Here is a 26,160-nt window from a genome sequence, read left to right on the forward strand (position 1 = left end):
TTGTTACCACTTTATATGTAAGTGCTATGAAAATACAATGTAATAGTTGTACTAAAACTTACTTAGTATCTTCTGAGCAAATTGGTGCATTTGGAAGAAAGGTAAAGTGTACGAACTGCAATCATATATGGCATGAACATCTAGAAGAAGCGTCAAACAAATCGCACTCTGCTAATATACAGGAAAAAAAAATTAGTGGAAGGAATTTTTTACAAAATCTAGCATTTACCACTCTAGCTTTTGCAACAGCTACAGGGTTATGCGTCGTAATTGCTAATGGCATCTTTCCTAGAGAGATGAACAAAGCATACAAAACGATCAGTTCATATAAGGATTCAATAAGCTATAAATTAGGGTACAAAAAAGAACAAACAGAAAATCCAAATGTAAAAAAACTTGTTGTAAATAAGTTTTTTCAAGACTACCTTTTTTTATCTAATTTAAGATCTAGTTAAATAGGCATAAACCATCGCCGATATCGGTATCCAGTTCCTATAGCTAATCAGATGATGCAAATAGTATTAGGGTGACAGAGTCTTAAAAATAAGTTATTTTTTAGTAAAAAACAGCTCATGAATATTAAAATTGCACCTTCTATACTTTCAGCAGACTTTGCAAAATTAGGAGAAGAAGTAAGAAAAATTAGCGATTTAGGTGTAGATTACATACACATAGACGTTATGGATGGGAATTTCGTTCCAAATATTACAATTGGTCCTAGCGTTGTCTCTGCAATACGTAAATATAGCAATCTTCCTTTTGATGTGCATTTAATGGTCAAATCTCCTGGTAACCACATTGAAAGCTTTATAAATGCTGGTGCTGATATTATCACTGTACATGCAGAAGCAGAGATACACCTTGAGAGGTTGATAAGAAAGATAAAGTTATACAAAAATGTAAACAACGCAAAAAAAACGATTCAAGCTGGAGTCTCAATTGTTCCTTCAACTTCCCCAAGTGTGCTTGAATACATAATACATGAGCTAGATATTGTGCTGATTATGACAGTCAACCCTGGCTTTGGAGGGCAGGAATTTATTCATTCACAGTTGAACAAGATATCTACTATAAAAAAAATGATACAGGAGAGTAATCTTAAAACACAAATTTCAGTGGATGGTGGAATTAACTTTTCTAACGCAGCTGATATAATAAAAGCAGGTGCTGATATTTTAGTTGCGGGATCGGCGATATTCAAGGCTGAAGATATTAAGAAGGCCGTAAATGATCTTAAAATCCATCGTGGTAATCCTATATAGCTAGTGCAGCCCTACGTCATACCGCGATTCATTCGCGGTATCTCAGCCGCTAACACGTAGCGGAATGTTGGCAAACCTAAGATCTTTAGCTAGTTAACACAAATTATTTCTATTATCTACCAATTTGAAAAAGTCTCTGGTCCAAGTAGTCAAGCTACTTGGATGACAAGAGGTAACGCAAGAAGTTTACTCTTAATAAAAGCCTGATGATGAATCATTATTACCAAATTTCGGCTTATTTCTGTTGCTGAAACCAGAACGAGGACGAGAAGGCTTCTTATGGTAACTTCCTCCAGGTTTTCTATTAAATGAATTATTGTAATAATTATCCCTATCATTTGGACCATCTTTCCTTTCCTCGTTGTAAAGCTCACCTTCAAAAAACTCTCCCGTCTCTTGATCAACTCGACGTCTTGACAACTTTGGACATCTACCTTTTTCGAAGTCAATTACTAGTGCTTTGAAAGTATCATCTTGTTTAAGTATGCTCTCTATAGAATCTATGTGTTCATTAGCTACTTCACTTATGTGCATTTTTCCTTTTCTGCCATTAAGAAATTCAAGCTCTACAATAGACTTCCCTATTTTTACAACTTTGACATCAACTATAGAACCTTGTTCTAGTTCTGTTATTGAATCAATCATCATACTCTTTGCAATTTCAGCTCCAGTGCCACTCGTGGCAAAAACAGAAACTTTACCATTATCTCCTATTTCAATTTTTGCATTACTTCTTTCACACACACTGCGTATATTTTTTCCTTTAGCACCAATAGCTGCAGAAATTTTGTCTTTATCTATGTAAAATGATAACATCCTTGGTGCATGTTCTTTGACGTCATCACTGTGTTCTGAAATCACTGCATTCATTTTTTCTAAAATATGTAATCTTCCAGCTTTTGCCTGTTCTAAAGATTTTTCAACAATTTCAAAGCTTATACCAGAAATTTTCATATCCATTTGTAGTGCCGTAACCCCTTCACTAGTTCCTGCTACTTTAAAGTCCATATCACCAAGATAATCTTCATCACCCAATATATCGGAAAGTATCACATACTCGTCTTTATCTTTAATAAGGCCCATAGCAACTCCAGCGACAGGGGCCTTTATTGGCACACCCGTATCCATTAAAGCAAGAGAAGTTCCACAAACTGTTGCCATAGAAGAAGAACCATCAGACTCCAAAATTTCGGATACTACTCTTATTGTATAAGGAAATTCAGATTTACCGGGTAAAACAGGATGAATTGCTTTCCAAGCAAGTTTGCCATGACCGATTTCTCTTCTTCCTGGTGCACGTGCAGCAGAAGTTTCTCCAACAGCAAATGAGGGAAAGTTATAATGCAACATGAAATGCTCACGTCTATCCCCTTCAATATCATCCACAATTTGCTCATCTTGAGTAGTACCAAGAGCAGTAACAACCAATGCCTGAGTGCTGCCTCTTGTAAACAGCGCAGAACCGTGAGTTCTGGACAGAATATCAACTTCAACTTCTATCTGACGTATCTCATCATGCTTACGACCGTCTATCCTTACACCTTTCTTCCTAATTATTTTACGTACTAAAGATCTTTCAAAGTTTTTTACTGCATACGTAATTAACTTTTCATCTTTTCCAGTCTCTTTAAGATTATTCAATATATTCTCTCTGACCGCTTCTAGAGCTTGAACTCGCTCTTGTTTTACTGTTTGCGAATATGCTTTTTCAAAATCTTTACCGTATTTTTCGAGCTCTTGTGTTATATCTGATGTATCAACAGGAGCAAAGCTTTCAGGCTTATTGCCAACTGTATCAGCAAACTCTTTTATGAGCTTAATGACAGGTTTAAGGTGTTCATGGCCAAATTTTATTGCATTAAAAACATTTTCTTCAGAGAGCTCTTTCACTTCTGACTCAACCATTAAAATCGAATTTTCATCACCAGACAAAAACAGATCCAAGCTGCTTGCTTTCATCTCTTGAACAGAAGGGTTGAGTATATAGTTATTATTTTCATCACAACCAACTATCACTCCAGCTATAGTAAAGTGAAAAGGAACACCAGAAACCGCAAGAGCTGCAACAGCACCAATCAATGCTGGCACTTCAGGAGGATTGACTGTATCATAAGTTAATAGATTACACACCACACTAATTTCATCATGAAATCCTTCTGGAAAGAGTGGCCTTACACTCCTATCTATTACTCTTGAGATTAAAGTTTCTCTATCAGATGGCTTGCCTTCTCTTTTAAAAAAACCACCAGGGATCTTACCCATGGCATAGCTTTTTGCGATAAACTGCACATTTAAAGGTAGGAAATCAACGCTTTCTTCCTTCTTTTTACGTACAACAGTTACTAAAACAGAAGTATCACCGTAATTTACAACTACTGAACCATGAGCTTGGCGTGCTATTTTTCCTGTTTCTAAAGATAAGGCACGACCACCCCACTCTATAGATTTTTTTATAATTTTAAACATACTAAATTCCTCGATTATTTTCTAATGCCTAACTTCTCTATTAATTCCTGGTAGGCTTCATTACCAAATTTACGCTTTATATAATTTAAGTGCTTGCGTCTTCTACCTATCAATATAAGTAAACCACGCTTAGAGTGATGGTCATGCTTGTGCACTTTAAAATGCTCAGTTAAGTTACTGATCCTCTCGGTCAAAATTGCACATTGTACAAAAGATGAACCTGTATCATCCTCTTTAATCGCATATATATTTATCAAACTCTTTTTCTTTTCGGATGTTATCGACATCTAAACCTCATTTTAAATATTAAAAACACGAATAGGTTTCACACAACCATAAATAAAACTGCAGATTGCAATAGGTACACTACCCACTATCGCACAACAAATATCATAATTCTTTAAATTACGCAAGTTATTTAATACAACTTCCTGACCTTTTCTGATTTTCCCCGCATCTTCTAGGGAAATTTCAATTTTGAACATCGATTTTAAAGCCGATTCAATGGGAATGATGAAACTTTTTGCATTACTCCCTGTACCTTCTATTACTCCAGTATCACCTTTTGTTATCGGAGAGTAAGTTATTGTGTTTCTTTCAGCAAGCTGTTCAATTGTCACTGATTCGTTTTCTCTAAAGTCACCTACCATAGTTCTTCTTAATTTCGTAATGTGTCCAAAACAATTTAATGCAATGCCAAGATCCCGAGCAATTGATCTCACATATACACCACTACCGCACATCATAGAAAAATTTGCACTATTATTTATGGTGTCCACAGATATCAATTTCAGCTCATGTATTTTGACTTGTCGGGGTTTTATATTTACCTTTTGCCCACTTCTTGCCAATTTATATGCCCTTGCTCCTTTGATTTTTATTGCTGAAAATTGAGGAGGAGTCTGCTTGATCTCACCAATAAAATTTTCAATTGCACAATTTATTTGATTATATTCGGGTTTTATATCGCTAGTTCTAATGATATCACCACCCAAATCATCCGTTGTTCTTTGTTCACCCCATTTTATTGTAAAATCGTATACCTTTAAGTCACAAGATAAATACGGTATAGTTTTCGTTGCCTCGCCAAGAGCAATTGGCAATACACCTGAAGCTAAAGGGTCAAGTGTTCCCAGATGACCAACTTTTTTTATCCCAAAAATCCCTTTGACTCGGGCTACAGCCTGTGCAGAGCTAATTCCTATTAGTTTATTAAGATTCAGCCAGCCGTGTATCATACGTTTAATTATATACAACTGATAACAGTTTAGGAAGTAGCTTGAAATATATATTTTAAATGATAATGTAAAAAATGGCTTGACAAACATGCATTATTAACACATACTTAACCTTTTTATTAGCCTTATTTTAAGGGGACTATTATGACTATAAATACAAATAAAAGCATATTGAAGTGGGAAAACACTGCACATATAACAAAAATGAGTATTGAAGGTTTAGTTGCACTTGCATCTTTAGCGGGAGCAATAACAACAATATTAATTGCTACTAAAGTAATTGCTGGACCTGCATCTTTAGCACTTGTTGCTAGCCCTGCTGGAATTGCAGTTCTATTTATTGCCGCTGTATATTTTGCCGCAGCAGCTTATGCTTCATATCAGCAAATGCAGAAGAATGAAGAAATAGGAGTGAACGGTAAGGATGGTAAAGATGCAAACTTTGCTGCTCTTGTTGGTGATGTGCTAAAGAATGGTACAATTGTTAAAGAAACAGTTAAAAAAGACGGCGAGAACGATGTTCAGCAATTATTCCTGACACTTCCAATTGCTGATTACAAAGAACTAGCAAAAAATAATGAACCAGTTCACATATTATTAGCAAATGGAAAAGTTGTTGAACTTGATCACAAAGTTCTTGATGCTAATGCTACCGAATATAAAGTACAATTAACTAGCGTAGCTGGTAAAGATCAGCCTGCTGACATGAAAGCAGAGTTAGGTATGGCTGCTGATTCTAAGTCATTAAAAGTTGTGGTAAGTGATAAAGATCTTGAAGCTTTAAAAAATGGAGTTTCAACTAAATTAGGAGAGGTTGCAGTAGATGCAGCTCTATCAAAAATGCTAAGTAAGTAAGCAGTTTTAAATCGAGAAAAAAAGAGGTAGAGTTATCTCTACTTCTTTTCTCTATCATTTAGGTACGTAAGTTATGGTAATCTATCCCACATCTCAACTACATCCTTACTAAACTCTATTATTTCTGTTTTTTTGAACTGGTAACATTTGTTAATAGATTGAATTCCTAAATCTCCTATAAAAGAAGTGGCATCATTACCTAAAATCTTACCACTACGGCAGATTATCAGCCTGTCGATTAAACTATGCTTCAGTAGCTCTGTGATTAACACTCCTCCACCTTCAACTAATAACCTTGTTATGCCAATTTCTGAAACAAGTTTTGATGCCATGTCTTTTAGGCAGACTTTGCCAACATTGTTTGAATTAACTACTAAGTAGTTAATATTTTTTATTTTTTTCTTTACTTTATCGTTTGTAATCACCCAAGTTGCCGCCAAGCCTCTTGATGTCATCCAAGTAGCTGACACTGGGATCCATTCTTCTTCTTTTTTTCTAGATTCCAGCGTCACGCGCTGGAATAACACCGAAGAGTGAGCTGTTGGCTCTTTGCTTAAATCATAGCTATACAAGGGACCTGCAGTCTTTGCAATATTATGCTCTTCCTGCAATTTTTCCTGGCTATCAATAATTAGCCTTATTGGCGATCTATTTTCAAGTCCTGGTAATTTGCAAGTTAAGAGTGGATTATCGTTAATAAGAGTATTGCTGCCAATCATAATTGCATCATATTTTGCTCTAAGCTCATGCACCCAATTTCTTGTATCCTCACTTGTTATCCATTTGCTATCGCCTGTAAATGTTGCGATTTTTCCGTCAAGAGTTGTTGCGATTTTGCAAGCTATAAATGGTCTATGTAATTCTTTAGTGGCGAAAAAACCGACATTCAGTTCTTCTGCCTCTTTTTGCATAATACCTTGCTCAACTTCAATTCCTGCTTCTTTCAGAGCTTTAATGCCTCCACCTGAAACTCTACTATCTGGGTCAATAGTTGCAATTACTACCCTTTTTACACCAGCTTTTATGATTTTTGCAGTGCAAGGCCCTGTGACTCCGTGATGACAACATGGCTCAAGAGTGATATATATAGTTGCACCATGAGTTGAATCTTTAGTGTTTTGCAAAGCGACTACCTCTGCATGCGGACGTCCACCGATCCCTGTATATCCCTCACTAATAATTGTACCATCCTTTACAATAACACACCCGACAGCAGGATTTGGTGCAACATTTCCAAGATTTTTTTCTGCAAGCTTTAATGCAATTGACATGAAGTGATCATCTGTCATTAGAAAGAAGTCATTTCATAGGAGGTATCAAAAATTCTTCTGTGCTCGTGTATGGCAAATCTATCTGTCATACCTGAGATATAGTCACATATTATTACTGAACGCTGAGATTCACAAGCGAGTTTGCTCCACTCTATGGGAAGTAATCCTGGGTTTTCATAAAAACATTGAAAAAGTTCCTGTATTATGCGTTTTGCTTTGTTCATCGTTCTACTCAGTTTATAGCTTCTGTATATTTTCTCCATGTTGAATCTTTTCATTTCTTTTGTAGCATTCGCAACTTCTGGTGAAAATTTGACTAGCATTTTATTTAGACTTCTTACGTCTTCTACGCTTTTTATTTTGTGATTTTCAATATTTCTTTCAGTCTGAGAAACAACATCACTTATCATAGTTCCTATAGTTCCACTCAGTGATTCATGTATGAGTTTGCTCTGAGGCAATTCTGAATATCCGCTCCTTACGTCTTTAAACATTTTTCCAATTAAAGGGACATTCAGCAAATCTTCGATGGTTACTAAATTTGCTCTGAGTGCATCATCAAGATCGTGAACACTGTAAGCAATATCATCGGCAATTGAAGCAACTTGCGCTTCAATGCTTGAAAATTCCTCAAGTTTTAGATCATATTTTTCATTATACTCTAATAACAGCTGATTATTTGTAGAAGACTCCGCGTTTTGACCAAGCAAGGGACCATTATGTTTTGCAACCCCTTCAATCACCTCCCAACTTAGATTCATACCATCAAAATCAGCATGTTTTTGTTCAAGATAAGTTAAAATCCTTATAGCTTGAACATTATGATCAAACTCATACTTCTCGTTATCAAGATTCAAATCTTGAACTGATTTCTTTAGAGCATCTTCACCTGCATGACCAAATGGAGGATGACCAAGATCATGTGCGAGCGCTATGCATTCAGTGATATCCTCATTTAAGCCAAGTCTACGCGCAATGGACCTTGCAATTTGTGCAACTTCAAGGCTATGAGTAAGCCGAGTGCGATAGTAGTCGTGCTCATAATTGATAAAAACTTGTGTTTTGTACTCCAATTTCCTAAACGCATTAGAGTGAACAATGCGATCTCTATCACGCTGAAAGCAGCTGCGATTCTCATCTTCTGGCTCTTTGAAGTATCTCCCTTTTGTTTTGCTTGGAAAGCATGCATAATTTAATAGAAAATTATTGTTTGACATGTAAAATTTCTACTATAATAAATTATCAATAATAAACGGTGGCTACTATGTCAACAAATTACAACATCAACTTAACTGATAATGCACTAAAAAAAATCCACTCTCTTGCAGAGCAGGAAGGGGATAAGAGTTCCGTTTTGCGGGTTGCAGTTTCAGGTGGTGGATGTTCTGGCTTCAAATACAATTTTCTTATGGATCAAATGAATAAAAATCTATCTTTGGATGATGAAGATGATGAGTTTGATGACGAAGACGAAGATGATGACTATGAAGAAAGCGAGGACTATAGAAGCCACTCCAGTTTTAGCGAAAAAGGTAAAGATATAGTAATTAATGATGAAAATGGCAATCCTGTATTAATGGTTGATAATTGTTCAGCAAAATTTTTAAATAACTCAGTTATAGATTATACTGAGGATCTCAGTGGTTCTGGTTTTCAAATAAAGAATACCCTTGCTAAGTCTCAATGTGGTTGTGGTAACAGTTTTTCGGTTTAATTATTACCAAAATTTAGATGCCTTCTGGGTCTTTAAACATGGGTGATAATGTAGCTCTAGAACTAACTTCTGTAGATAAAAGCTTCAAGGACAATTCTGCTGTTGTAAAAGACATCAACCTAAGTGTCACAAGAGGGCAAGTAGTAGCGCTGATTGGCAATTCAGGTGCAGGAAAAACAACTATATTGCAAATCGCAGGCTTGTTGGACAAGCCAACTTCAGGTATAGTTACGATAGATGGAATAAATTGCACACAAGCTAATAATAAGCATAAAACCCATGTAAGAAGAAATTTTCTTAGTTTTGTTTATCAATTTCACTATTTGTTACAAGAGTTATCGGTGTTGGAAAATATTATGCTTCCTCAACTCATTGCAGGAAAAAGCAAAGCTGAAGCAAAAAAAAATTCGCAAGCAATGTTGGAAAAATTTGGTCTGGAAAATAAAGCAAGTAGCATGGTATCTGAAGTTTCGGGTGGGGAAAGGCAGAGAGTTGCAATTGCAAGAAGCATTATAAATTCTCCAAAGCTTTTACTTGCAGATGAGCCAACAGGAAATTTAGATCCAACAAATTCTTTTAACGTGTTTTTACTGCTACATTCATACGTAAAGGAAAATAACAGCTCTATGCTTATAGTAACGCACAATCATCTCCTTGCAGAAAAGGCAGACTGCATTTTCCAATTGAGAGATCGATCATTAGTGAAGTTGTGAATAGGGAAAATAGCACAACTTAAACTACCTATGCCTTATACTTATCTAACCAATGATCATTAACAGAGTACAACTCGCATGAAACGCTTTCATTGCTTTTTATACACGGACTTTTTAACTTACGCTGTTTACTTAGGGAACACCCCGATAACATAAACACAGCTAAAACAAAAAATAATAGCTTTTTAAACATAACAAAACCTTTTCATTTATATTACTACACTCATTTCTCTTGTTTGTAAAGGTTAGGCATATTCTTTTACCCTTACCTCTTTTTTGACCTTTTGAGAAGAAATAGCTGCACTGTTTAAGCGCAGTTTTATATAACCATCTACGATTTGAGTCACTTCCTCTTCTTTATCCCTTAGAAAGTGATTAGTATCGTCTATTATATGGTATTTCATGTGATCACTTTTTACTGAATTTATTAACCTTTTTGCTAATTCTGTTACATCGCTTTCTTCTGAGATTGTATCGTTACTGCTTTGTATTATAAGCCCAGAAACTGGACAGGGAGAAAGAAAAGAAAAATCGTACTTAGTTACCGGAAGAGAAAGAGCAATAAAACCCACTATCTCAGGGCGACGAATTGTTAGCTGCATGGCTACCCATGCTCCAAAAGAAAAACCAGCGATCCAAATTGGAACGTTGCTAGGATTATGTTCCTGAAGCCAATCAATAGCTACCGCAGCGTCAGTTAATTCTCCTATACCCTTATCAAAAGTTCCGGTAGATTTTCCCACACTACGAAAGTTAATTTTCAATGCAGAAAAATTGTTATCGATAAAAGACGTATATATACCATGTACAATTTTACTACCCATATTACCACCATATTGAGGGTGATGATGTAAAACCAGCACAACCGGCGCGTTGGCATCTTTGCTTTGGTGGTATTCACCTTCTATCTTTCTTGTTGCATTATTCAAAAAAACTTCTACCACGGTAACTCCTAATAAAAACCTGCTTGACAGGTATTGATGACATGAATTATTAATTATGTATTAATTTCGCTGTTTTTGCAATAAATTTTTTATCGTGTTAAAGCTAATGTACATAGTTATGGCTATAGTTGATGGTAAACTTATTTAAGTGACAGATGAGTCCATTCTCTTTAGAAAATAGTGGTTACGTATATGCTGATTACAATGCAGCTGCTCCAATTAGTGAGAATGTAAAAAAAAGTATATTTGAGGTCTTGTTAAAACAAACGCTCAATCCATCATCACTACATAAAAGAGGACAAGAAGCGAGGAAGATTCTCCAGGATGCAAGAGATAACATACGTGATGCTCTTGGTGTTCCAAGTGATAAAGAAATAGTTTTTACGTCTGGTGCGACTGAAGCGAATAACCTTGTTATGAGAGGAATAGCAGGCTATCTGCATGTAATTTCAGCTATAGAGCATCCTTCAATTCTTAATTCTGCATGTAATCCATATATAATACCCGTTAATCTGGAGGGCATTGTTGACTTTTTAGAGCTAGAAAAAATTCTAAGCAAACTTAAAGGAAACAAAGCAATAGTTTCAGTTATGATGGCAAATAACGAAACCGGAGTTATTCAGCCTGTTAAGGAAATAGTTGAAATAGCACACAAATTTGGAGCAATTTGCCACACTGACACTGCTCAAAGTGTTGGGAAAATTAAAGTTAATATGGAAGATTTAGGAGTGGATTTACTCACTTTATCCGCCCATAAATTTGGCGGTATAGCAGGCAGTGGAGTTTTAATATTCAATAAAGAACTTGCGATAGAACCTATTATAATAGGTGGTGGACAAGAGAAGGGATTTCGTGGTGGTACGGAAAATATTGTTGCGATTGCAGGCCTTTCTGCTGCACTGCAAAATATTCCAGACCTTCTATCAAAAATGAATGAAGTAAAGGAGCTACGTGATCAATTAGAGTGTGAATTATTAAATCTTGCCAGTGATATAAGAATCTTCGGTAAAAACTCTAAGAGGCTGCCAAACACAAGTTTTATTTACATGCCAGGAGTAAAGAGTGATGTGCAGCTCATGCATTTTGACTTGAATCATATTGCAGTTAGTAATGGTTCTGCATGTTCTTCTGGAAAAGTTGAGCCTTCCCATGTTTTGCTTGCAATGGGGGCAACAAAAGAGCAAGCAGAGTGTTCAATTAGAATCAGTATAGGTCCAGAAACTAAACCACAAGACATAAAAAAAACAGTGGATTGTTGGTATAATATCTACAAGAAGAACACCTTGGTATAGATAATACGTGGTATCATGCAGGGAGCTATAAATTAGATGTAAAAACTTACTTGACACCCTTCGCCAGCCCCCTTATCATAAAATTGAAGCTATTTATTTATCTTCACAATCTCTGCAGTGGATTAATGACAAAAAAACTTAATGTATTTGGCGTAAATCATGCTTAGTTTTTTGCACTATGTGCACCTCATGTCTTTATAAAACTTCTAGGTTTCTACCTATATAAGCTGAAACGCGCTTATATAGCGTTTAAGACAGTAAAAGACGTCAAATAGACAAGGGAGAATTTGAATACTAGCTACCCTAGGGTTTCTTTGCCTTTTTTTCCGCTCAGTAAATTTCTTAACGTTTATAATTTAGGTTAATCGCATTTAAAAGCGGCTGAATCGTAGCGTTTAGAATAAAAAACGCCAATATTTTGAAGTACATATAAATAACTAGTCACCAACGGGGCTTCTTTTGCCTTTTTTTTCGTTTGGTAAATTTCTTAATATTTATGGCTCAGGTTAGTTATAAATTAAGAGCAATATTCACGGAAATGGTGTCATTCCAGTGCTTGACACTGGGCACTTTAGACAATGTTACAAAAATAATATCATAGAATTCAATAGGATAATTCCTGGTGTACAGTCCCAGAGTGTGATGGTATGATAAAATATGAGAAAACAATACCATCAAAGGAGGAATTATGGGACCATACACCTAGAGGCTGTATTACAAGAATTTTGGGCGAACTTAGTTATGTGTAATATATTATCGCTTCATATGTGTGATGCACAAGGGCCTTGGAACCCAGATCAAATTACTGAGTATCGTTTAAATTTTTCAGTTTTATTTGGTTTAATGAGGCAGAAACTCTATCAAGTACTTATTGCGCCAAAAAACTTTCAAGCCCTTTTTGATAGAGCAAGCATGCGTGCTAAAGTTAAAATTCGACCAGGGCAGCCACAATAAGGTAGATAAGCCCAAACGCCATCATGTTTTTAGGAGAGTTTGATAATGGAGGCTCTTAAGTTGACGCCATTGGTTGAACGGATACCTCTTAACTTGACGCGTATGGTTTATTTAACACTCCCAACGGTTACAAATAATTCACCATTTCTTCTGGTTTCACTATCCTTTCAAACTCCTCCTCAGTGAGCAGTTGAAGTTTTGCTGCTGCTTCTTTTAGAGTGATATTTTCTTTATAAGCAAGCTTCACTATTTTTGCTGCATTGTCATACCCTATATGCGTATTTAATATAGTGACCAACATTAACGACTGATTCAGTAAATCTTTTATCCTCTCTTCATTTGCCTTAATACCAACTACACATTTTTCTGTAAAATTTAAACTTGCATCAGCTAAAAGTCTTATAGACTGCAAAACATTGTAAATTATCACTGGCTTAAACACATTCAATTCAAAATGACCGTTTGAACCACTAATGGTCACAGCAACATGATTTCCCATAACTTGAGTGCACACCATAGTTACTGCTTCACACTGAGTTGGATTCACTTTACCTGGCATAATTGAAGAACCAGGCTCATTTTCCGGTAACATTATTTCCCCAATTCCGCATCTTGGACCAGAACCAAGCAACCTTATATCATTTGCAATTTTCATTAAACTGACTGCTACTGTATTGAGTGTTCCACTGAGCTCAACTAAAGCATCGTTTGCTGCTAGCGCTTCAAATTTATTGCCTGCTGAAGTAAATGGAAGATTAGTAATTTCTGCAACTTTGCTTGAAAAATCTTCAGCAAAACCCTTTTTAGTATTGAGTCCTGTGCCAACCGCAGTGCCACCTTGTGCAAGCTCGTATATACCACTTAAAGTTGATTTTACTCTCTCTATCCCCTTTTTAATCTGGGCTGCATAGCCAGAAAACTCCTGTCCCAGTGTTAGGGGCGTTGCATCTTGTAAGTGAGTACGTCCTACTTTTATTATATTTTTAAATTCCTGAACCTTATTATCCAGCACCTTATGCAATTTTTCAAGATTTGGAATAAGCAAGCAGTTTATTTGCTCTGCTGCTGCTATATGCATTGCTGTTGGAAAGGTGTCATTTGATGACTGACCATAATTCACATGGTCGTTTGGATGTATCGGAGATTTACTACCCAAATTACCACCTAAAATCTCTATTGCGCGATTGCTGATCACTTCATTCATATTCATATTAGTCTGCGTTCCGGATCCGGTTTGCCAAACAACAAGCGGAAATTCATTATTAAATTTGCCATCTATTACTTCCCTTGCGGCTGCGCAGATTGCGTCCCCTACCTTATTATCTATGCTACCCTGCTTCATGTTAACACGTGCTGCTGCAAGTTTTACTATTGCTAATGCTTTAATCAGAGGCTCTGGCATTTTTTCTGTGCCAATCTTAAAATTTTCTAAAGAACGTTGAGTCTGCGCTCCCCAGTAATGTTCACTTGGTACTTTTACTTCCCCTAAGCTATCTGATTCTATTCTCGTTTTTCTATCCATATTTTCCTTCTTAGCGTCATGCAAACTGGTTCACTAAATAATTTTTTCATGTCTACTTCTTGGTTAATTAAATCATACTAGATCCAAGTAGTCAAGTGTGACCTTACCCAGAAAAAGTAGAGAGAAAGTTAAGACGTTTTTGGAGTAAAATAAAACGTTTTTTCAAAATATGGCAAATAGAAGGGAATATACAGCAGGATTCAAATTAGAAGCTGTTAAGCTGGTTAAAGAAACAGAAGTACAAAAATAGCAAAAGATCTAGGCATAGATGGCAGTATGTTAAGTAAATGGGTAAGAAAATATGATGGAAAAATGTCAGAAGCATACGCATTTCCAGGCAAAGGATCCTTATGACAAAGAGAGATTTGATTTACAGAAAGAGTTAGCAAAAGTAACAAGAGGAAGAGACATTTTAAAAAAAGCCCTGGCCAGTCAAAAAGAGTAAAATATTTTTTCATAAAAGAGCATAGTAAACACTATAAAGTGCAGGAATTATGTAGGGTTTTGAATGTATCTGCTAGTTGCTACTATAAGTGGACTACAAGGAAAATAAGCAGTAGAGAATCAGCAAATAAAAGCAGATATTCAAAAAAAGCTTCTAAATGTAGATATGGAGCTCCTAAAATTCATGCTGAATTGAAGGCTTTGGGTAAAAGTTGCAACTTGAAAACAGTGCAAATTATTATGCAGAAAAATGGTATTCGGGCTATATTGAGAAGAAAATTTAAAACTAAGAAGCAACAAACGGACAATAGAGTCGTAGCTCTCAATACATTAGACCAAAACTTTATTGTCGATCAACCAAATAAAATATGGGATTACTTATATAAAAACCAAAGAAGGATGGCTATATTTGGTAGGATCTATATTCACGCATGGTAGTTAATGAGTAGTTCAATAAATAAACAATTGGTTATTGACTCTTTATTGATGGCCGTTAATAAGCGCAAACCCGATAAAAATCTGCTGTTACATAGCGATCAAGGGTCACAATATACTTCGCAAGGTTATCAATATCTCTTATCCATAAAAAACATAGATGAGTCATAAAGGTTGTTGTTACGACAATTCTGTTGTGGAAAGCTTTTTCAGTTCTCTAAAAAGGGAGTTACCAATAGACACCTCTCTGCACTCTAAATGGTATATCAAAACTGCTATATTTGAATATATAGAAATTTTTTATAACAAACAACGTAGGCATTCTAATATTAATTATTGCATTCCTGCACAATTTGATGCATCATTCTCATGACAAAAACATCTTAACTTTCTCTCCACTTTTTCTGGGTAAGGTCAGTTCACCTATAGGCAGCAATTTTCTGTATTTACTTTAAATTGAAGAAAGCTCAAATGAAAGATCGTGTTTTGCTAAAAATCACAGAATGCAGTCTGGTTACAATTATTTATCACTAGTGCCTAAAGTGATCTCCTTTATCCTCTCATCTGCTAGTATTTTTAATTCCTCACCGTATCTATAATAATTTCGCTTTATAACGTGTAACTCATCAGCAGAAGAAGAATCTAATTTAGGGTAATATTCGTAATCGCAATTTTCTTCGATGTCCTCAATGCTTATAGATGATGCTAAAAGTGGAAATAGAATTAATAGTAAAGTTAGTAGGATTCTTGTACAACTATTACACCACGTCCTGGGTGTCATTCCAGCTCGTGACCAGAGAAAAAAAGATATGGATCCCAGTGTCAAGCACTGGGATGACAGAAGATAGTGCAAGAAATTTCGTAAAAAGCTTTTCATACCAACTATTTAAACTCAATTGTGTTATAAATATATTAATAGCGAAAAAAGAAAAACAAGGTTTAATTTTCTTTTTTATTTGCGATTTATCTATTAATTAACCGTGAAAGGTTACGTGTAATGCTCCTTCACATAATTATCAATAATTGCCTTAAATTCTTCAGAGGCATTATCACCTTGTAAAGTTTTGAAATACTTGCCGTCTTTGTAGACTGCTGAAACAGGTTTTTCTCCATATCCAGGCAAGCTGATTCCCAAATTTGCGTGTTTGCTTTCTCCAGGACCATTTACTATGCATCCCATAACAGCAATGTTCATATGCTCTACACCTGGATTCTTTTTCTTCCATATCGGCATATGAGTTTTTATATAGCCATTCACCTCTTCAGTTAATATACGAAAACGATCGCTACTTGTGCGCCCACAACCAGGACATGAATTAACTTGAGGGTTAAAGTGTCGCAAGCCTATAGATTGCAATATTTCCTGACACACCACCACTTCATTAGTACGCAATTCACCAGGGCGTTGAGTTAAAGAAGCACGTATTGTGTCTCCAATACCATTTTGCAATAAATAAGTAAGCCCTGCTGTGGTATTTATCACGCCTTTATTGCCCATACCAGCTTCAGTTAAGCCCAAGTGCAAAGCATAATTAGAAAATTTTACAAGCGCTGTGTAGACCGAAATTAAATCTTGTACTCTACTGACTTTACACGAAATGATTATTTTATCTGCACTGAGGCCAATTTCTTCAGCTTTCCGTGTGCTATTAAGAGAAGACATTACAAGTGCCTTGCGTAATACAACGTCAGAAGGTTTTGGATCACTGGACAAGGAGTTTTCATCCATCAGTTTTTGTAAAAGGTATTTATCAAGACTACCCCAATTTACTCCAATTCTAACCGGAAGATCGTGCATTATTGCATACTCTATCACCCTTTCAAACTTCTCATCACGTTTGTCGCCAAAGCCTATATTGCCTGGATTGATTCTAATTTTACCCAGCATTTTGATGTTGTCTGGATAATCTTGAACTAATTTATCTAGCTCATATTGACCGCAGCCTACCAATATTTTACCGTCAAAACCTTCTTTATTTATCTCTTCTACTATATAAGGTATTGCTCTTGCTACCTCCTCTGAGTTCAAGGCAATTCGCACCAATTCTGAACCTGCACGCGCTAGTTCTGTTATCTCTTTTGCATAATGTTTTGCGCTACTTTTTATATCATCAGAATCTATATGCACACCAAGCGCCATAGATTGTACGACTATAGGATTATTTCCACCTATCTTTACTTTTCCAACTTCTACAACATGAGTTTTGTGCCTGGAAATCGGCGATAATTCATATGCTTTATCATTCAATATTAGATCTTCATCTAGCATACTTATTAATTGTGATACTATTTTACTGTGTCAGCTACGCTGCCAAATGAACTCGAACCATTCAAACTATAAGCATCTACGTCATCCAAATTAGCAATAGAATCATGTGAGCACGTTTTTCTTGATGGATTTTCTTTTATAGTGACATTTATAGGAGAAACTTTTTTTTCTCGTGTTGAAGTAACTTTCTTCCCTTCTTGTTGTTCACTTTCATGCTGCTCGCTTTCATACTGGGAAACTGGCTCTTGATCTATAAATACAGCACCCTTTAAACGTGCGATATTAATACCATGCTGATTTATCATAGTGCTCTCTTCATCATCGACTATGCACGCTTCCATGTCATTTGGCTCATTATCAAGACTAGCAATTTTTTTCTCTTTTAATTTTTTGATTAGATCTTCTTTATTTATAGCTCGATCTTGTGACTTTTTTTTCTTGAGCAATTCCCTACGCTTCTCATACAGTTTATATGACTCAGCAAAATCCTCATCTGTATGAAAGTTTGCACCACCAGGGTTACCAGGAGGTATGTATCTCTTACTGAGCTTAGATTTAGCTTCAGCACTATGCACAGTAAAAAAGCTAGAAACCAAAAACATTAATATAAACAAAACTTTAGAAAAAATCCTAAGCATATGGTGCTATAGTAAATATCGTGTTTTAAAAGATAGCAATTAACAAACTTTAAGTAAACCAGAATCTTTACTAACTTTACAATAATATGTTACAAATATTTTTCTAAAAAGTGATATGTTTGCTATCAAAAAAACCTACATAGGCTAAGAGAAGAGTAAGGTGTTACAAGTTGCGTAACACCTTTACAAAAAGAGCGTCATCAACTTAATAAGTCAATCAGTGGTGTTTCATGACTAGCGATATTGTTTCCATCAAGTTTTGTGCCTGGCGTATCTTTAGATAAGTTCTTTTCTTTCTCCCTCTCAAGCTTAACTCCTTGATAGATGCAGAATGCAACAAAACAAGTTATCACTGTTACAGCAACAGCAGTGGCTATGGTACAAATTAGTAGTGTTTTTTCTTGATCTGCTACTGCTTCTGTGAGTGTTTCCACTTTTTCTTCCACGTCTGCGAGTCTTTCTTGCAAACCGTCTAAATACTTTTGTATACTTTCGAACCGTCCAGCATCGATCTTTTGAGCTGCCTGCAATTCCTCTAACCTGCTAAATGCAATTTGAAGTTGATCAGCATTGATCTGTTGACCTTTTTGCAATTTTTCTAGTGCACTGAATGCCTTTTGAAACTGCTCAGCATCCATCTGTTGAAGTTTTTCTAGTGCTTTTATTGTCGATTCATTAGAACCGAATAACAAATCATGAAGCCAATTTGTTGACATTTTTACCCCCTAGTTAATTAATATATTATAATTTTACATTCCAAATGTTTAAATTATTATTAAATTAACTGTCATTATGTATTGACCTTTTAATAATTTTGTTTGACTTGCTTTTTGAAAGTGCAAAAACTTAAGTTAATGTATTACAAGGTTGCTATTCAACCAATATCTCTCTTTTTCCTGAGTAATTTGGAGAGCTGACAATTCCTTCTTTTTCCATTCTTTCAACAATATTTGCAGCTCTGTTATAGCCTATTCTAAGTTGTCGCTGAATGTAACTGGTTGAAACTTTTTGATCTCTTTGAATGATGGCCACTGCTTGATTGTAGAGGTCGTTTTCTTCATCCTCTGTTTCACTTTCTGATTCCACAGAAGAATTTTCATCTTCTTTGGTGATTTCCTCCATATAATTTGGCTCACCTTGCATTTTTAGATGATCAACTATATCTTGCACCTCATTATCACTTACAAATGGGCCGTGAACTCGAATGATCTTACCACCAGAGGCCATATAGAGCATATCACCCATACCGAGCAATTGTTCAGCTCCTTGTTCGCCAAGTATTGTACGGCTATCTATCTTAGAAGTAACAGCAAAACTGATTCTCGTTGGAAAGTTCGCCTTTATCACACCTGTGATCACATCCACAGATGGGCGTTGTGTTGCCATTATGATGTGTATTCCTGCAGCACGAGCCATCTGAGCTAAACGTTGAATAGAGCACTCTATCTCTTTGCCGGCAACAAGCATCAAATCTGCCATTTCATCCACGATCACTACAATATACGGAAATGTCTCCATCTTGATTGGTATTTTTTCAAACAAAGGTTTGCCTGTTGTTGAGTTAAAGCCAATCTGCACAACGCGCTCCAATTCTATTCCACTATTCATTGCTTCTGTGATTTTTTGGTTATAGTTTATTACATTGCGTACATTTAAATACGACATCATGCGATAGCGATTTTCCATTTCTTTCACTATCCACTTAAGAGCGATAACAGCCTTTTTTGGCTCTGTTACTACTGGCGCCATTAGGTGCGGTATTGCATCATATATTGAAAGCTCAAGCATTTTTGGGTCGATCATTATCATCTTACATTCATCAGGACTTAATCGATAAACGAGCGAAAGAATCATAGTGTTAATCGCAACTGATTTACCCGACCCTGTGGTTCCAGCAACGAGCAAGTGGGGCATTTTAGTCAGATCTGCAATAACTGGTTTTCCACTTATTTCTTTGCCAAGGGCAATTGGGAGATTTAAGTTTGCATTCTGGTATTCTGGTGATTCAAGCAAATCACGCAGCATTACAATTTCTCGTTCCTTGTTCGGCAACTCTATTCCCATAGCATTTTGCCCACGAATTATTGAAATACGTGCAGAGAGTGCACTCATCGAACGTGCAATATCATCTGCAAGGCCAATTACTCTTGCAGATTTCGTACCAGCTTGTGGTTCAAGTTTGTATAAAGTCACAACCGGCCCATAGCATACACTGATAATTTTTCCTTGCACGCCAAAATCACTCAGGACTTGTTCCAGCAGAGATAAATTTTTATTGCTCTCCATTTCATTCAGCTGCTTTCTCTGCAAAGACTCCTCTGCTTTAGAAAGTAAATGAATGCTTGGAAACTCGAACTCACTGGAAGGTTTAAAAATTTCTTCGGTAGCTTTTTTCTGTCTTTCTTTTGGTTGTTGTTTAGTAGTGATTTTAGTTCTATGTCTTTCTTCTACTACTAATGGTGCAACTGAATATTCAGCAGTTTTATGTGATCTGAAGAATGGAACATTTACAAATAAGCAAGCTATTTTTTTACATAAGAAGAATAGAGAGTAAATTGCTCTCTTCCAACCAACCGATCCTACAAGACCTATTGATGTTACTATCACAAATACATAAAATGGGCAGTTATTAACGAGTGCATTCCCTATTATTCCACTGTGTCTGTACCTTGCAGTGATGCCTAGCGAAAGTTGTGGTAATATAGCACATACCCCTAAATTGATTAATATTAAATAGAGAATTTTCAGCAGTATTTTTGCTGGCCTGAAGATCAACAAGTAAACTATGGTTGTAGCTATTGTAACACTAGTTAATCCAAGAAATTGAACCAATATATCAGCTAAATATGAACCTACTATTCCACCTAAATTTGTCACTTCCTTATTTGTAGCCGTGTTTAAGGAAGGATCTTTATAGTTGTAGCTAAAAACTGATATATATACATATATTAAAAGGGATAGATATATTGCTGATTTTAGATATTTTTTTAACATCTACCTAAAGTAGTAAGCTACTGTATATTTTACAAAGTGAATTGTTATTAGCAATATCATTATAGATAAATCTAATCCATTGAACGGTGGTATATATCTTCTAATAATCTTTAGTGGTGGGTAAGTCAGCTGATTCAAGGTGCGCATTATGCGATTGACAGTATTATTATACACGTTCACTATATTAAGCCTAATCAGTAAATCTAGGACAATCCAACATATTAGAATGAAGCTATAAAGATCAAGTAACGTGTTGAGTAGATATATAATTGGATGCATGCATATCTATTACACGAAAGTTATAATAAAGACAAGTATTTAGCCTTTTCAAACTCAAAATGTTGTTTTTGCTGAACTAAAAAAAACTTCATTTTTTGAGCTGCACCTAAGGTAGGAGGAAGTAGGGCTGTATAAAATATATTTAATGTTTCAGTAGGTTCAATATTGCCTGCTTGTAAATATTGTCCCTGTGTCCTATTGAAACAATAATTACTATACGTTTTGCAGTATTTACACGATAGACAATACGGTAATCATCAGCAACTTTTATTCTTCTATGTCCCTTTAATCTCTTGCATAGCAACACACCGTTGCTAATAGGATCAATCTCAAGATACTTTTTTATTGCGTCTTTAATACTTGGCTTTACATCTTTCGGCAAGAAAGGCAAATTTCTTTTAAGAACATGCTTTAGATATTTAATGGTGTATCGCTTATTTCCAGATGTCTTCACTATCCTCTACTTCTTCTGCATCATCAGCATTTAACTCCCTAATAATTTTGGAAAATGCAATATCTTCCGCTTCAAGTTCGATTGCTTCCTTGACTAGCTTTTCTGTTAATTTTTGAACAGACTGCTTAGTGGCCCTAGCTAGTTCAACAAGATGCTGCGAAGTTTTTGGGTCAAAAGTTATACTAATTCCTGAATCTGCCATATGTTGTACCAAAGTCTACTAACAATTATACAACATTTTTCTGAATTTTTCAATAAAGAAAGTTGATGATATGTAAGAAAAATTTTGCCACCTGCGTTAATAAACAATTAAAGATTTAGCATATTTGTCTACGATAGTATTCCTCTATTCTATTACTTAAGTTAGACCACTTTTTTCTATTAATATTTTTTGTTTACAAAGATGAGCAATTACTCATCACGCAGTTGATCTATGGATATAATACTACCGTTTGATAATTTTTCAGTACATTTTTCACTTTTGTATTCTTTATCAGAATCGATACTGATTTTGTCAAATATTAAAACATCTCCTGAAATTTTATCACGAAACTCACTAATAGCAAAAAACGGTATAGTAATTCGCTCTTGTTTTCCTTGAAAACTCAAACTGACGCTAAATTTATCCTCAGAAACTTTTAAATCATAGAATTGATGCTGTAATATAATAAGCATTTGAGTGGGGTATGACTTTTTCAAACGATCTGGCATGGTCACACCATTAAAATATGTGAAAAATAATATTTCTAAATGAGGGATAAAACCATTACCTGATATAACATCTAAAGTCTTTTTGATAACTTGAAACTTGGCAGAATTAAGCAATTTTTTGTAATCTGTTTGCTCCATATAACTTCCACATACGTAAATTTTTGGGGAACTTCTGTTACCCGGCGTTCCCTGAACCGTGCTTATAGCAATGAAGTTATAGTGCTTAAATTAAGCAGCTATTGCATCATTGCCTTCAGCAGCAAAATTATCGTTTGCATTTAAATTATGAACTCTTAGCGGTGGTGTCTAACCGAGCAAAACTACCATCTTTACTATGCATGTCGATCCTTATTCGCCCCCATATAAATTAAAAATATGGTGGAGGCGCCGAGTACTGCCCTCGGGTACAATACACCTATTACAGGGTGATTTTATTGCTATAGTACACAAAATGTACATAGCTATTATATAGCAACATTAAATAAATGTCAAGATATTATGACCTTAAGTTGATTTATTGCTAAGACAAAATTAAGATTTCCAGTAAAAAATTCTGTGACCTTACCCAGAAAAAGTGGAGAGAAAGTTAAGAAAATTTTTTACAAAAAGAATGATGAATCACAATGTTCAGGAATGCAATAATTAATAGCAGAATGCCTACGCTGTTTTTTGTAAAAATTTCTATGTATTCAAATATAGCAGTTCTAGCTTGTTGAACAGAGTGCTTAGGTGTACAGTTCCAAAGTGTGATGGTATGATATATAAGAAATTGCCATCGAAGGAGGAATTATGGTTACACCTTTACAACTTTGTTATATTACGCAAAAAGACTCAAAACTCTCAAAACCTTATGAATTTATATGTAACCAGTGGACACAAGCATCCTGAATTATTTATACTAAATCCATACCATCACACTTTGGACCTAGTTCCTTATTCATTCTCACAATCCGTGAACGGTTACAAATACTGGAGTTTACCCTTTTTCTTGTTATTTTTTTAATCTATAGTTAGCATTCAAAACCATATTCGAAAAGTATCTCATATATTTCCAGATTTTTTCAATGCTGTTTATTTCATCCTCAACATTGTCTCTACCTTTATGAACTAAGTTACAATTTAGCAGCATTAAAAATTATAACGTATTCCTACCTCCAGAGTTGCATCTGGTATTTGTAATGCTTTTATACCACTTAGTTGCCCGCCTGCAGCAATACCAACTGCACCAACTATCTATGGAGCAATTTCATAATCAACACCGACCTTCAGTTTATAGGAAATAGAACCCAGTATTTTATCTACTACAGATGCCTCCTCTGCAGCAGCTCCAGTAACCTCACCTGCACTCAGAGTAGTGGTAGCTCCTGGATCTTTAGGTTTTGAATCTTTGCTTTTACCACCTTCACCAAAGCCAAAAGGTATTACTTATAAGTATCCTCCTAAACCTCCACTGACATATAGTTTAACGGGATCAATATCAAGGTCAGGGTAATAACGATAATTTGCCAATAAGCTAGCCCCTATTTTCCTTGTATCCTTATTAGCAATATCACTCATGTTAGCAAGAACCTCAAGTTCAAACTTAGAGTTTTTGTCATGATGATAACCAAAAACAACGCTAGGTTTCATTACAAAGCCACCACCCCATCCAGCACCAAAGTTTAAACCTGCATAGTACTGATCTTCTGACTTACTTGCACTATTATTAGCTGCACCTGCTAGAGATGAAGTAAGCAACACAGCCAAAACGCATAATCTCTTCATTTTCATATAACTCCTCATACAAAAAAATATATAATGCATAAGTATATATCCTTTATATTAAAAAAGATATAACCACATGTCAAAAAAAGTATACCCACAAAGTAAAGGATGTGCTACTCGGATGTATCCGTTCAGCAGAATGGCAAAATAGGTAGACAAGATAAACAAAAAAATCAAGAAAAAGTGAGTTTACAACAAATGGTGTCATTCCAGTCTGGAATCCAGCTTTTTCATAATCATCAAAACGTTGTATTTTAACATAAAACGGCTACTTTTATGCTTACCAACTTAATAAATTTCCTGGATTGTATATTAAATCAAAGTCGCAAGACTATAATGAGCAAGCTGTTAACTGGATTGATTGGGTGGAATCTTAGTACACTCCTAGCTAGAAAAAATGTAGTACGAACGGTAGGGGGATCTAAAAGATCGAATCACAATCCTGTACAGCATTTGCATTATTATTTGATTATATTTATAGGTACAAAAATGGCTAGAACAGTTTTTATGGGTATTGATGTTTCAAAAGAAACACTTGATATCTCAATCAACAATAAACATCAGCGTATAGAAAATGTAGAGACAGCTATATCTAAGTTTATAAAGTCAAAAATGGCTAACGTATTTGTTAAGTTATGTGTAAACAGGAGGTTATGAGAAACTTGTAATAAAGTTGTATAACATAGCTGTTCATAGAGCTCACCCAAATCGGGCATATGCATTTGCAAAAGCCTGCAATCACTTTGCAAAAACCGATAAATTAGATGCAAAACTGTTGGAAAAATATGCTGAATTCATCGCAAAAAACGATGGGGTAAAAGAGTGTATGGTTTCACAAAAGCAAGAAGAATTAAAAGAGCTAAGAGCAATTGAGCGCAATTTAAGCGATATGCAAACAAGTGCCGCTTGCAGAATGCCACAGGAAAAGCCAGGGAATATATAGAAAAACAGATAGAATTTGCAAAAGAGCAATCAGAGCAAATTAGGAAAGATATAGAAGGCATAATAAATTCTGACCCTGATTTGAAGGAAAAAAGCAAACTGCTAACTATAGTATTTTCAAAAGCGAATGATAAAGGTATAATATGTTTTTTAAAGTAGGGAAAGCGATGGTATATAGTGTAGATTTAAGGGAAAAAGCAGTTTCTTTGGTAGAAAAAGGAAAGTCAAAGGTTGAAGTTGCAGAGGTTTTTGAGATAGACACTATATAGATGGCTAAAAAAGAAATCTACTGGCCAAGGTCTCAAAGCGGTAAAAAGTACTGGTTTTATTCGGAAAATAGACCCAAAAATACTTGCAGACTATGTTAAAAAACACCCAGATCACACACTAGCAGAAATGAAACAAAACCTTGGCTTTGGAATAAGTGCAATTTGGTATAGGTTAAAACAGCTAAAAATAACCTTAAAAAAAGTCACATTCTATCAAGAGCGCAATCAAGAAGATAGGCAGCAATTTATCGATAAAGTCTCAAAAATAGACCACTGTAGCATTTTATATATAGATGAAGCAGGAGTTGATAATAGACTATACCGAGAATATGCATGAGCTCCAAGAGGAGAAAAAATATATGCTGATGTTCCAGGAAAAAAGTGGGAAAGAGTGAGTATAATAGGTGGATGGATTGAAAAGAAGTTTATTGCACCAATGACCTTCACAGGAGGGTGTAATAATGTATGGTTAGAGCGAACCACAATTGCAGCGTAATACAACCATAGTTATGGATAATGCTACATTCCATAAAACTCCCAAAACAAAGTCATTAATAGAGTCTTTTGGCTGTCATTTGCTTTATCTTCCAACATATTCACCTGATCTAAATCCGATAGAGCATTGTTGGCACACCATCAAAAGTCGCCTCAGACCTTTAATGCATCAATGTACAGACTTACACCTTTTAGTTGGTAATACCATTTTAGACGTTTATCATTCGTTTTAGAA

Annotated in this window: 24 protein-coding genes, 1 other RNA gene and 7 pseudogenes; 13 read left to right on the plus strand and 19 right to left on the minus strand. The window is 35.4% G+C overall.

Features of this window, described 5'->3' with window-relative positions; translation table 11 throughout:
* Positions 1 to 26: 26 nt before the first annotated feature.
* Positions 27 to 455, plus strand: a complete 429-nt coding sequence (locus tag OM966_RS06200) for a zinc-ribbon domain-containing protein (RefSeq protein ID WP_264329240.1) — start codon at positions 27 to 29, stop codon at positions 453 to 455.
* Between the two features lie 117 nt (positions 456 to 572).
* A complete protein-coding gene (rpe, locus tag OM966_RS06205; RefSeq protein ID WP_264329241.1) occupies positions 573 to 1,262 on the plus strand; it encodes a ribulose-phosphate 3-epimerase in 690 nt (229 codons plus the stop codon).
* Positions 1,263 to 1,454: 192 nt separating this feature from the next.
* On the opposite strand, the gene pnp is transcribed toward rpe, so the two are convergent.
* From pnp to truB, 3 genes are read right to left on the minus strand one after another with little or no spacing between them, the layout of a single operon-like run.
* Positions 1,455 to 3,728: a polyribonucleotide nucleotidyltransferase gene (gene pnp, locus OM966_RS06210; RefSeq protein WP_264329242.1), complete on the minus strand. Its 2,274-nt coding sequence runs from the start codon at positions 3,726 to 3,728 to the stop codon at positions 1,455 to 1,457.
* 14 nt (positions 3,729 to 3,742) lie between these two features.
* Complete coding sequence (gene rpsO, locus OM966_RS06215) at positions 3,743 to 4,015, minus strand: 30S ribosomal protein S15 (protein WP_006279944.1); 273 nt, start codon at positions 4,013 to 4,015, stop codon at positions 3,743 to 3,745.
* A gap of 12 nt (positions 4,016 to 4,027) precedes the next feature.
* A complete protein-coding gene (gene truB / locus OM966_RS06220; RefSeq protein WP_264329398.1) occupies positions 4,028 to 4,963 on the minus strand; it encodes a tRNA pseudouridine(55) synthase TruB in 936 nt (311 codons plus the stop codon).
* A gap of 147 nt (positions 4,964 to 5,110) precedes the next feature.
* On the opposite strand from truB, the gene OM966_RS06225 reads away from it, so the two are divergent.
* Positions 5,111 to 5,821 (plus strand): hypothetical protein, encoded by a 711-nt coding sequence (locus OM966_RS06225; protein WP_264329243.1) that lies wholly within the window; start codon positions 5,111 to 5,113, stop codon positions 5,819 to 5,821.
* Between the two features lie 71 nt (positions 5,822 to 5,892).
* Here OM966_RS06225 and ribD read toward each other — a convergent pair whose 3' ends face one another.
* Positions 5,893 to 7,110: a bifunctional diaminohydroxyphosphoribosylaminopyrimidine deaminase/5-amino-6-(5-phosphoribosylamino)uracil reductase RibD gene (gene ribD / locus OM966_RS06230; RefSeq protein ID WP_264329244.1), complete on the minus strand. Its 1,218-nt coding sequence runs from the start codon at positions 7,108 to 7,110 to the stop codon at positions 5,893 to 5,895.
* The gene (locus OM966_RS06235) at positions 7,110 to 8,309 is read right to left on the minus strand and encodes a deoxyguanosinetriphosphate triphosphohydrolase (RefSeq protein ID WP_264329245.1); all 1,200 of its coding nucleotides are present in this window, start codon (positions 8,307 to 8,309) and stop codon (positions 7,110 to 7,112) included. The genes ribD and OM966_RS06235 overlap by 1 nt, the downstream gene beginning before the upstream one ends.
* Before the next feature lie 47 nt (positions 8,310 to 8,356).
* Between OM966_RS06235 and OM966_RS06240 the strand changes: the two genes are divergently transcribed.
* Both OM966_RS06240 and OM966_RS06245 read left to right on the plus strand, forming a co-directional pair.
* Positions 8,357 to 8,806 (plus strand): HesB/IscA family protein, encoded by a 450-nt coding sequence (locus tag OM966_RS06240; protein ID WP_264329246.1) that lies wholly within the window; start codon positions 8,357 to 8,359, stop codon positions 8,804 to 8,806.
* A gap of 38 nt (positions 8,807 to 8,844) precedes the next feature.
* A complete protein-coding gene (locus OM966_RS06245; protein ID WP_264329399.1) occupies positions 8,845 to 9,519 on the plus strand; it encodes an ABC transporter ATP-binding protein in 675 nt (224 codons plus the stop codon).
* A gap of 245 nt (positions 9,520 to 9,764) precedes the next feature.
* On the opposite strand, the gene OM966_RS06250 is transcribed toward OM966_RS06245, so the two are convergent.
* Entirely contained in the window at positions 9,765 to 10,463 is a 699-nt protein-coding gene (locus OM966_RS06250) for an alpha/beta hydrolase (protein ID WP_264329247.1), read from the minus strand.
* Between the two features lie 155 nt (positions 10,464 to 10,618).
* Here OM966_RS06250 and OM966_RS06255 point away from each other — a divergent pair, with 155 nt between their 5' ends.
* Complete coding sequence (locus OM966_RS06255; RefSeq protein WP_264329248.1) at positions 10,619 to 11,755, plus strand: cysteine desulfurase family protein; 1,137 nt, start codon at positions 10,619 to 10,621, stop codon at positions 11,753 to 11,755.
* Between the two features lie 699 nt (positions 11,756 to 12,454).
* Positions 12,455 to 12,752 (plus strand): annotated as a pseudogene (locus OM966_RS06260) (IS4-like element ISWosp8 family transposase); the annotation flags it as partial.
* 84 nt (positions 12,753 to 12,836) lie between these two features.
* Here the strand turns inward: OM966_RS06260 and fumC are convergent.
* On the minus strand, positions 12,837 to 14,231 hold the full coding sequence (gene fumC / locus OM966_RS06265; protein ID WP_264329249.1) for a class II fumarate hydratase: 1,395 nt from the start codon (positions 14,229 to 14,231) through the stop codon (positions 12,837 to 12,839).
* Between the two features lie 169 nt (positions 14,232 to 14,400).
* On the opposite strand from fumC, the pseudogene OM966_RS07595 reads away from it, so the two are divergent.
* Positions 14,401 to 15,483, plus strand: a pseudogene (locus OM966_RS07595) (IS3 family transposase).
* Positions 15,484 to 15,630: 147 nt separating this feature from the next.
* On the opposite strand, the gene OM966_RS06285 reads toward OM966_RS07595, so the two are convergent.
* The 11 genes and pseudogenes from OM966_RS06285 to OM966_RS07600 form a co-directional block, all read right to left on the minus strand.
* Positions 15,631 to 15,891: a hypothetical protein gene (locus tag OM966_RS06285; RefSeq protein WP_264329253.1), complete on the minus strand. Its 261-nt coding sequence runs from the start codon at positions 15,889 to 15,891 to the stop codon at positions 15,631 to 15,633.
* A gap of 207 nt (positions 15,892 to 16,098) precedes the next feature.
* Positions 16,099 to 17,379: a flavodoxin-dependent (E)-4-hydroxy-3-methylbut-2-enyl-diphosphate synthase gene (ispG, locus tag OM966_RS06290; RefSeq protein WP_264329254.1), complete on the minus strand. Its 1,281-nt coding sequence runs from the start codon at positions 17,377 to 17,379 to the stop codon at positions 16,099 to 16,101.
* A 17-nt stretch (positions 17,380 to 17,396) separates the two neighbouring features.
* Entirely contained in the window at positions 17,397 to 18,017 is a 621-nt protein-coding gene (locus tag OM966_RS06295; protein WP_264329255.1) for a TRP75-related protein, read from the minus strand.
* 200 nt (positions 18,018 to 18,217) lie between these two features.
* The gene (locus OM966_RS06300; RefSeq protein ID WP_264329256.1) at positions 18,218 to 18,733 is read right to left on the minus strand and encodes a hypothetical protein; all 516 of its coding nucleotides are present in this window, start codon (positions 18,731 to 18,733) and stop codon (positions 18,218 to 18,220) included.
* Between the two features lie 154 nt (positions 18,734 to 18,887).
* Positions 18,888 to 21,011 carry an FtsK/SpoIIIE family DNA translocase gene (locus tag OM966_RS06305; protein ID WP_264329257.1) on the minus strand — a complete coding sequence of 708 codons (2,124 nt, stop codon included), beginning with the start codon at positions 21,009 to 21,011 and terminating at the stop codon, positions 18,888 to 18,890.
* Positions 21,012 to 21,290, minus strand: a complete 279-nt coding sequence (locus tag OM966_RS06310; RefSeq protein WP_264329258.1) for a YggT family protein — start codon at positions 21,288 to 21,290, stop codon at positions 21,012 to 21,014.
* Between the two features lie 142 nt (positions 21,291 to 21,432).
* Positions 21,433 to 21,744 carry a type II toxin-antitoxin system RelE family toxin gene (locus OM966_RS06315; protein WP_264329259.1) on the minus strand — a complete coding sequence of 104 codons (312 nt, stop codon included), beginning with the start codon at positions 21,742 to 21,744 and terminating at the stop codon, positions 21,433 to 21,435.
* Complete coding sequence (locus tag OM966_RS06320) at positions 21,725 to 21,946, minus strand: hypothetical protein (RefSeq protein ID WP_253309905.1); 222 nt, start codon at positions 21,944 to 21,946, stop codon at positions 21,725 to 21,727. Before OM966_RS06320 ends, OM966_RS06315 begins: the two co-directional genes overlap by 20 nt.
* A gap of 209 nt (positions 21,947 to 22,155) precedes the next feature.
* The gene (locus OM966_RS06325) at positions 22,156 to 22,593 is read right to left on the minus strand and encodes a ClpXP protease specificity-enhancing factor SspB (protein WP_006279412.1); all 438 of its coding nucleotides are present in this window, start codon (positions 22,591 to 22,593) and stop codon (positions 22,156 to 22,158) included.
* 22 nt (positions 22,594 to 22,615) lie between these two features.
* Positions 22,616 to 22,951: a transfer-messenger RNA gene (ssrA, locus tag OM966_RS06330) on the minus strand.
* 103 nt (positions 22,952 to 23,054) lie between these two features.
* Positions 23,055 to 23,188, minus strand: a pseudogene (locus OM966_RS07600) (IS3 family transposase); the annotation flags it as partial.
* An 82-nt stretch (positions 23,189 to 23,270) separates the two neighbouring features.
* On the opposite strand from OM966_RS07600, the pseudogene OM966_RS07400 reads away from it, so the two are divergent.
* Positions 23,271 to 23,458 (plus strand): annotated as a pseudogene (locus tag OM966_RS07400) (hypothetical protein); the annotation flags it as partial.
* A 125-nt stretch (positions 23,459 to 23,583) separates the two neighbouring features.
* Here the strand turns inward: OM966_RS07400 and OM966_RS06335 are convergent.
* A pseudogene (locus OM966_RS06335) lies at positions 23,584 to 24,225 on the minus strand (hypothetical protein).
* Between the two features lie 483 nt (positions 24,226 to 24,708).
* On the opposite strand from OM966_RS06335, the pseudogene OM966_RS07605 reads away from it, so the two are divergent.
* From OM966_RS07605 to OM966_RS07405, 4 genes and pseudogenes are all read left to right on the plus strand, one after another.
* Positions 24,709 to 25,269, plus strand: a pseudogene (locus OM966_RS07605) (transposase); the annotation flags it as partial.
* Positions 25,270 to 25,304: 35 nt separating this feature from the next.
* On the plus strand, positions 25,305 to 25,430 hold the full coding sequence (locus OM966_RS06355) for an IS630 transposase-related protein (protein ID WP_264328471.1): 126 nt from the start codon (positions 25,305 to 25,307) through the stop codon (positions 25,428 to 25,430).
* A 49-nt stretch (positions 25,431 to 25,479) separates the two neighbouring features.
* Positions 25,480 to 25,767, plus strand: a pseudogene (locus tag OM966_RS06360) (IS630 transposase-related protein); the annotation flags it as partial.
* A gap of 172 nt (positions 25,768 to 25,939) precedes the next feature.
* Positions 25,940 to 26,158, plus strand: coding sequence for a transposase (locus OM966_RS07405; RefSeq protein ID WP_264736254.1), 219 nt, complete (start codon positions 25,940 to 25,942; stop codon positions 26,156 to 26,158).
* Positions 26,159 to 26,160: the final 2 nt, after the last annotated feature.

The organism is Wolbachia endosymbiont (group A) of Andrena hattorfiana (genome assembly GCF_947179565.1).
Classification (GTDB): Bacteria; Pseudomonadota; Alphaproteobacteria; order Rickettsiales; family Anaplasmataceae; genus Wolbachia.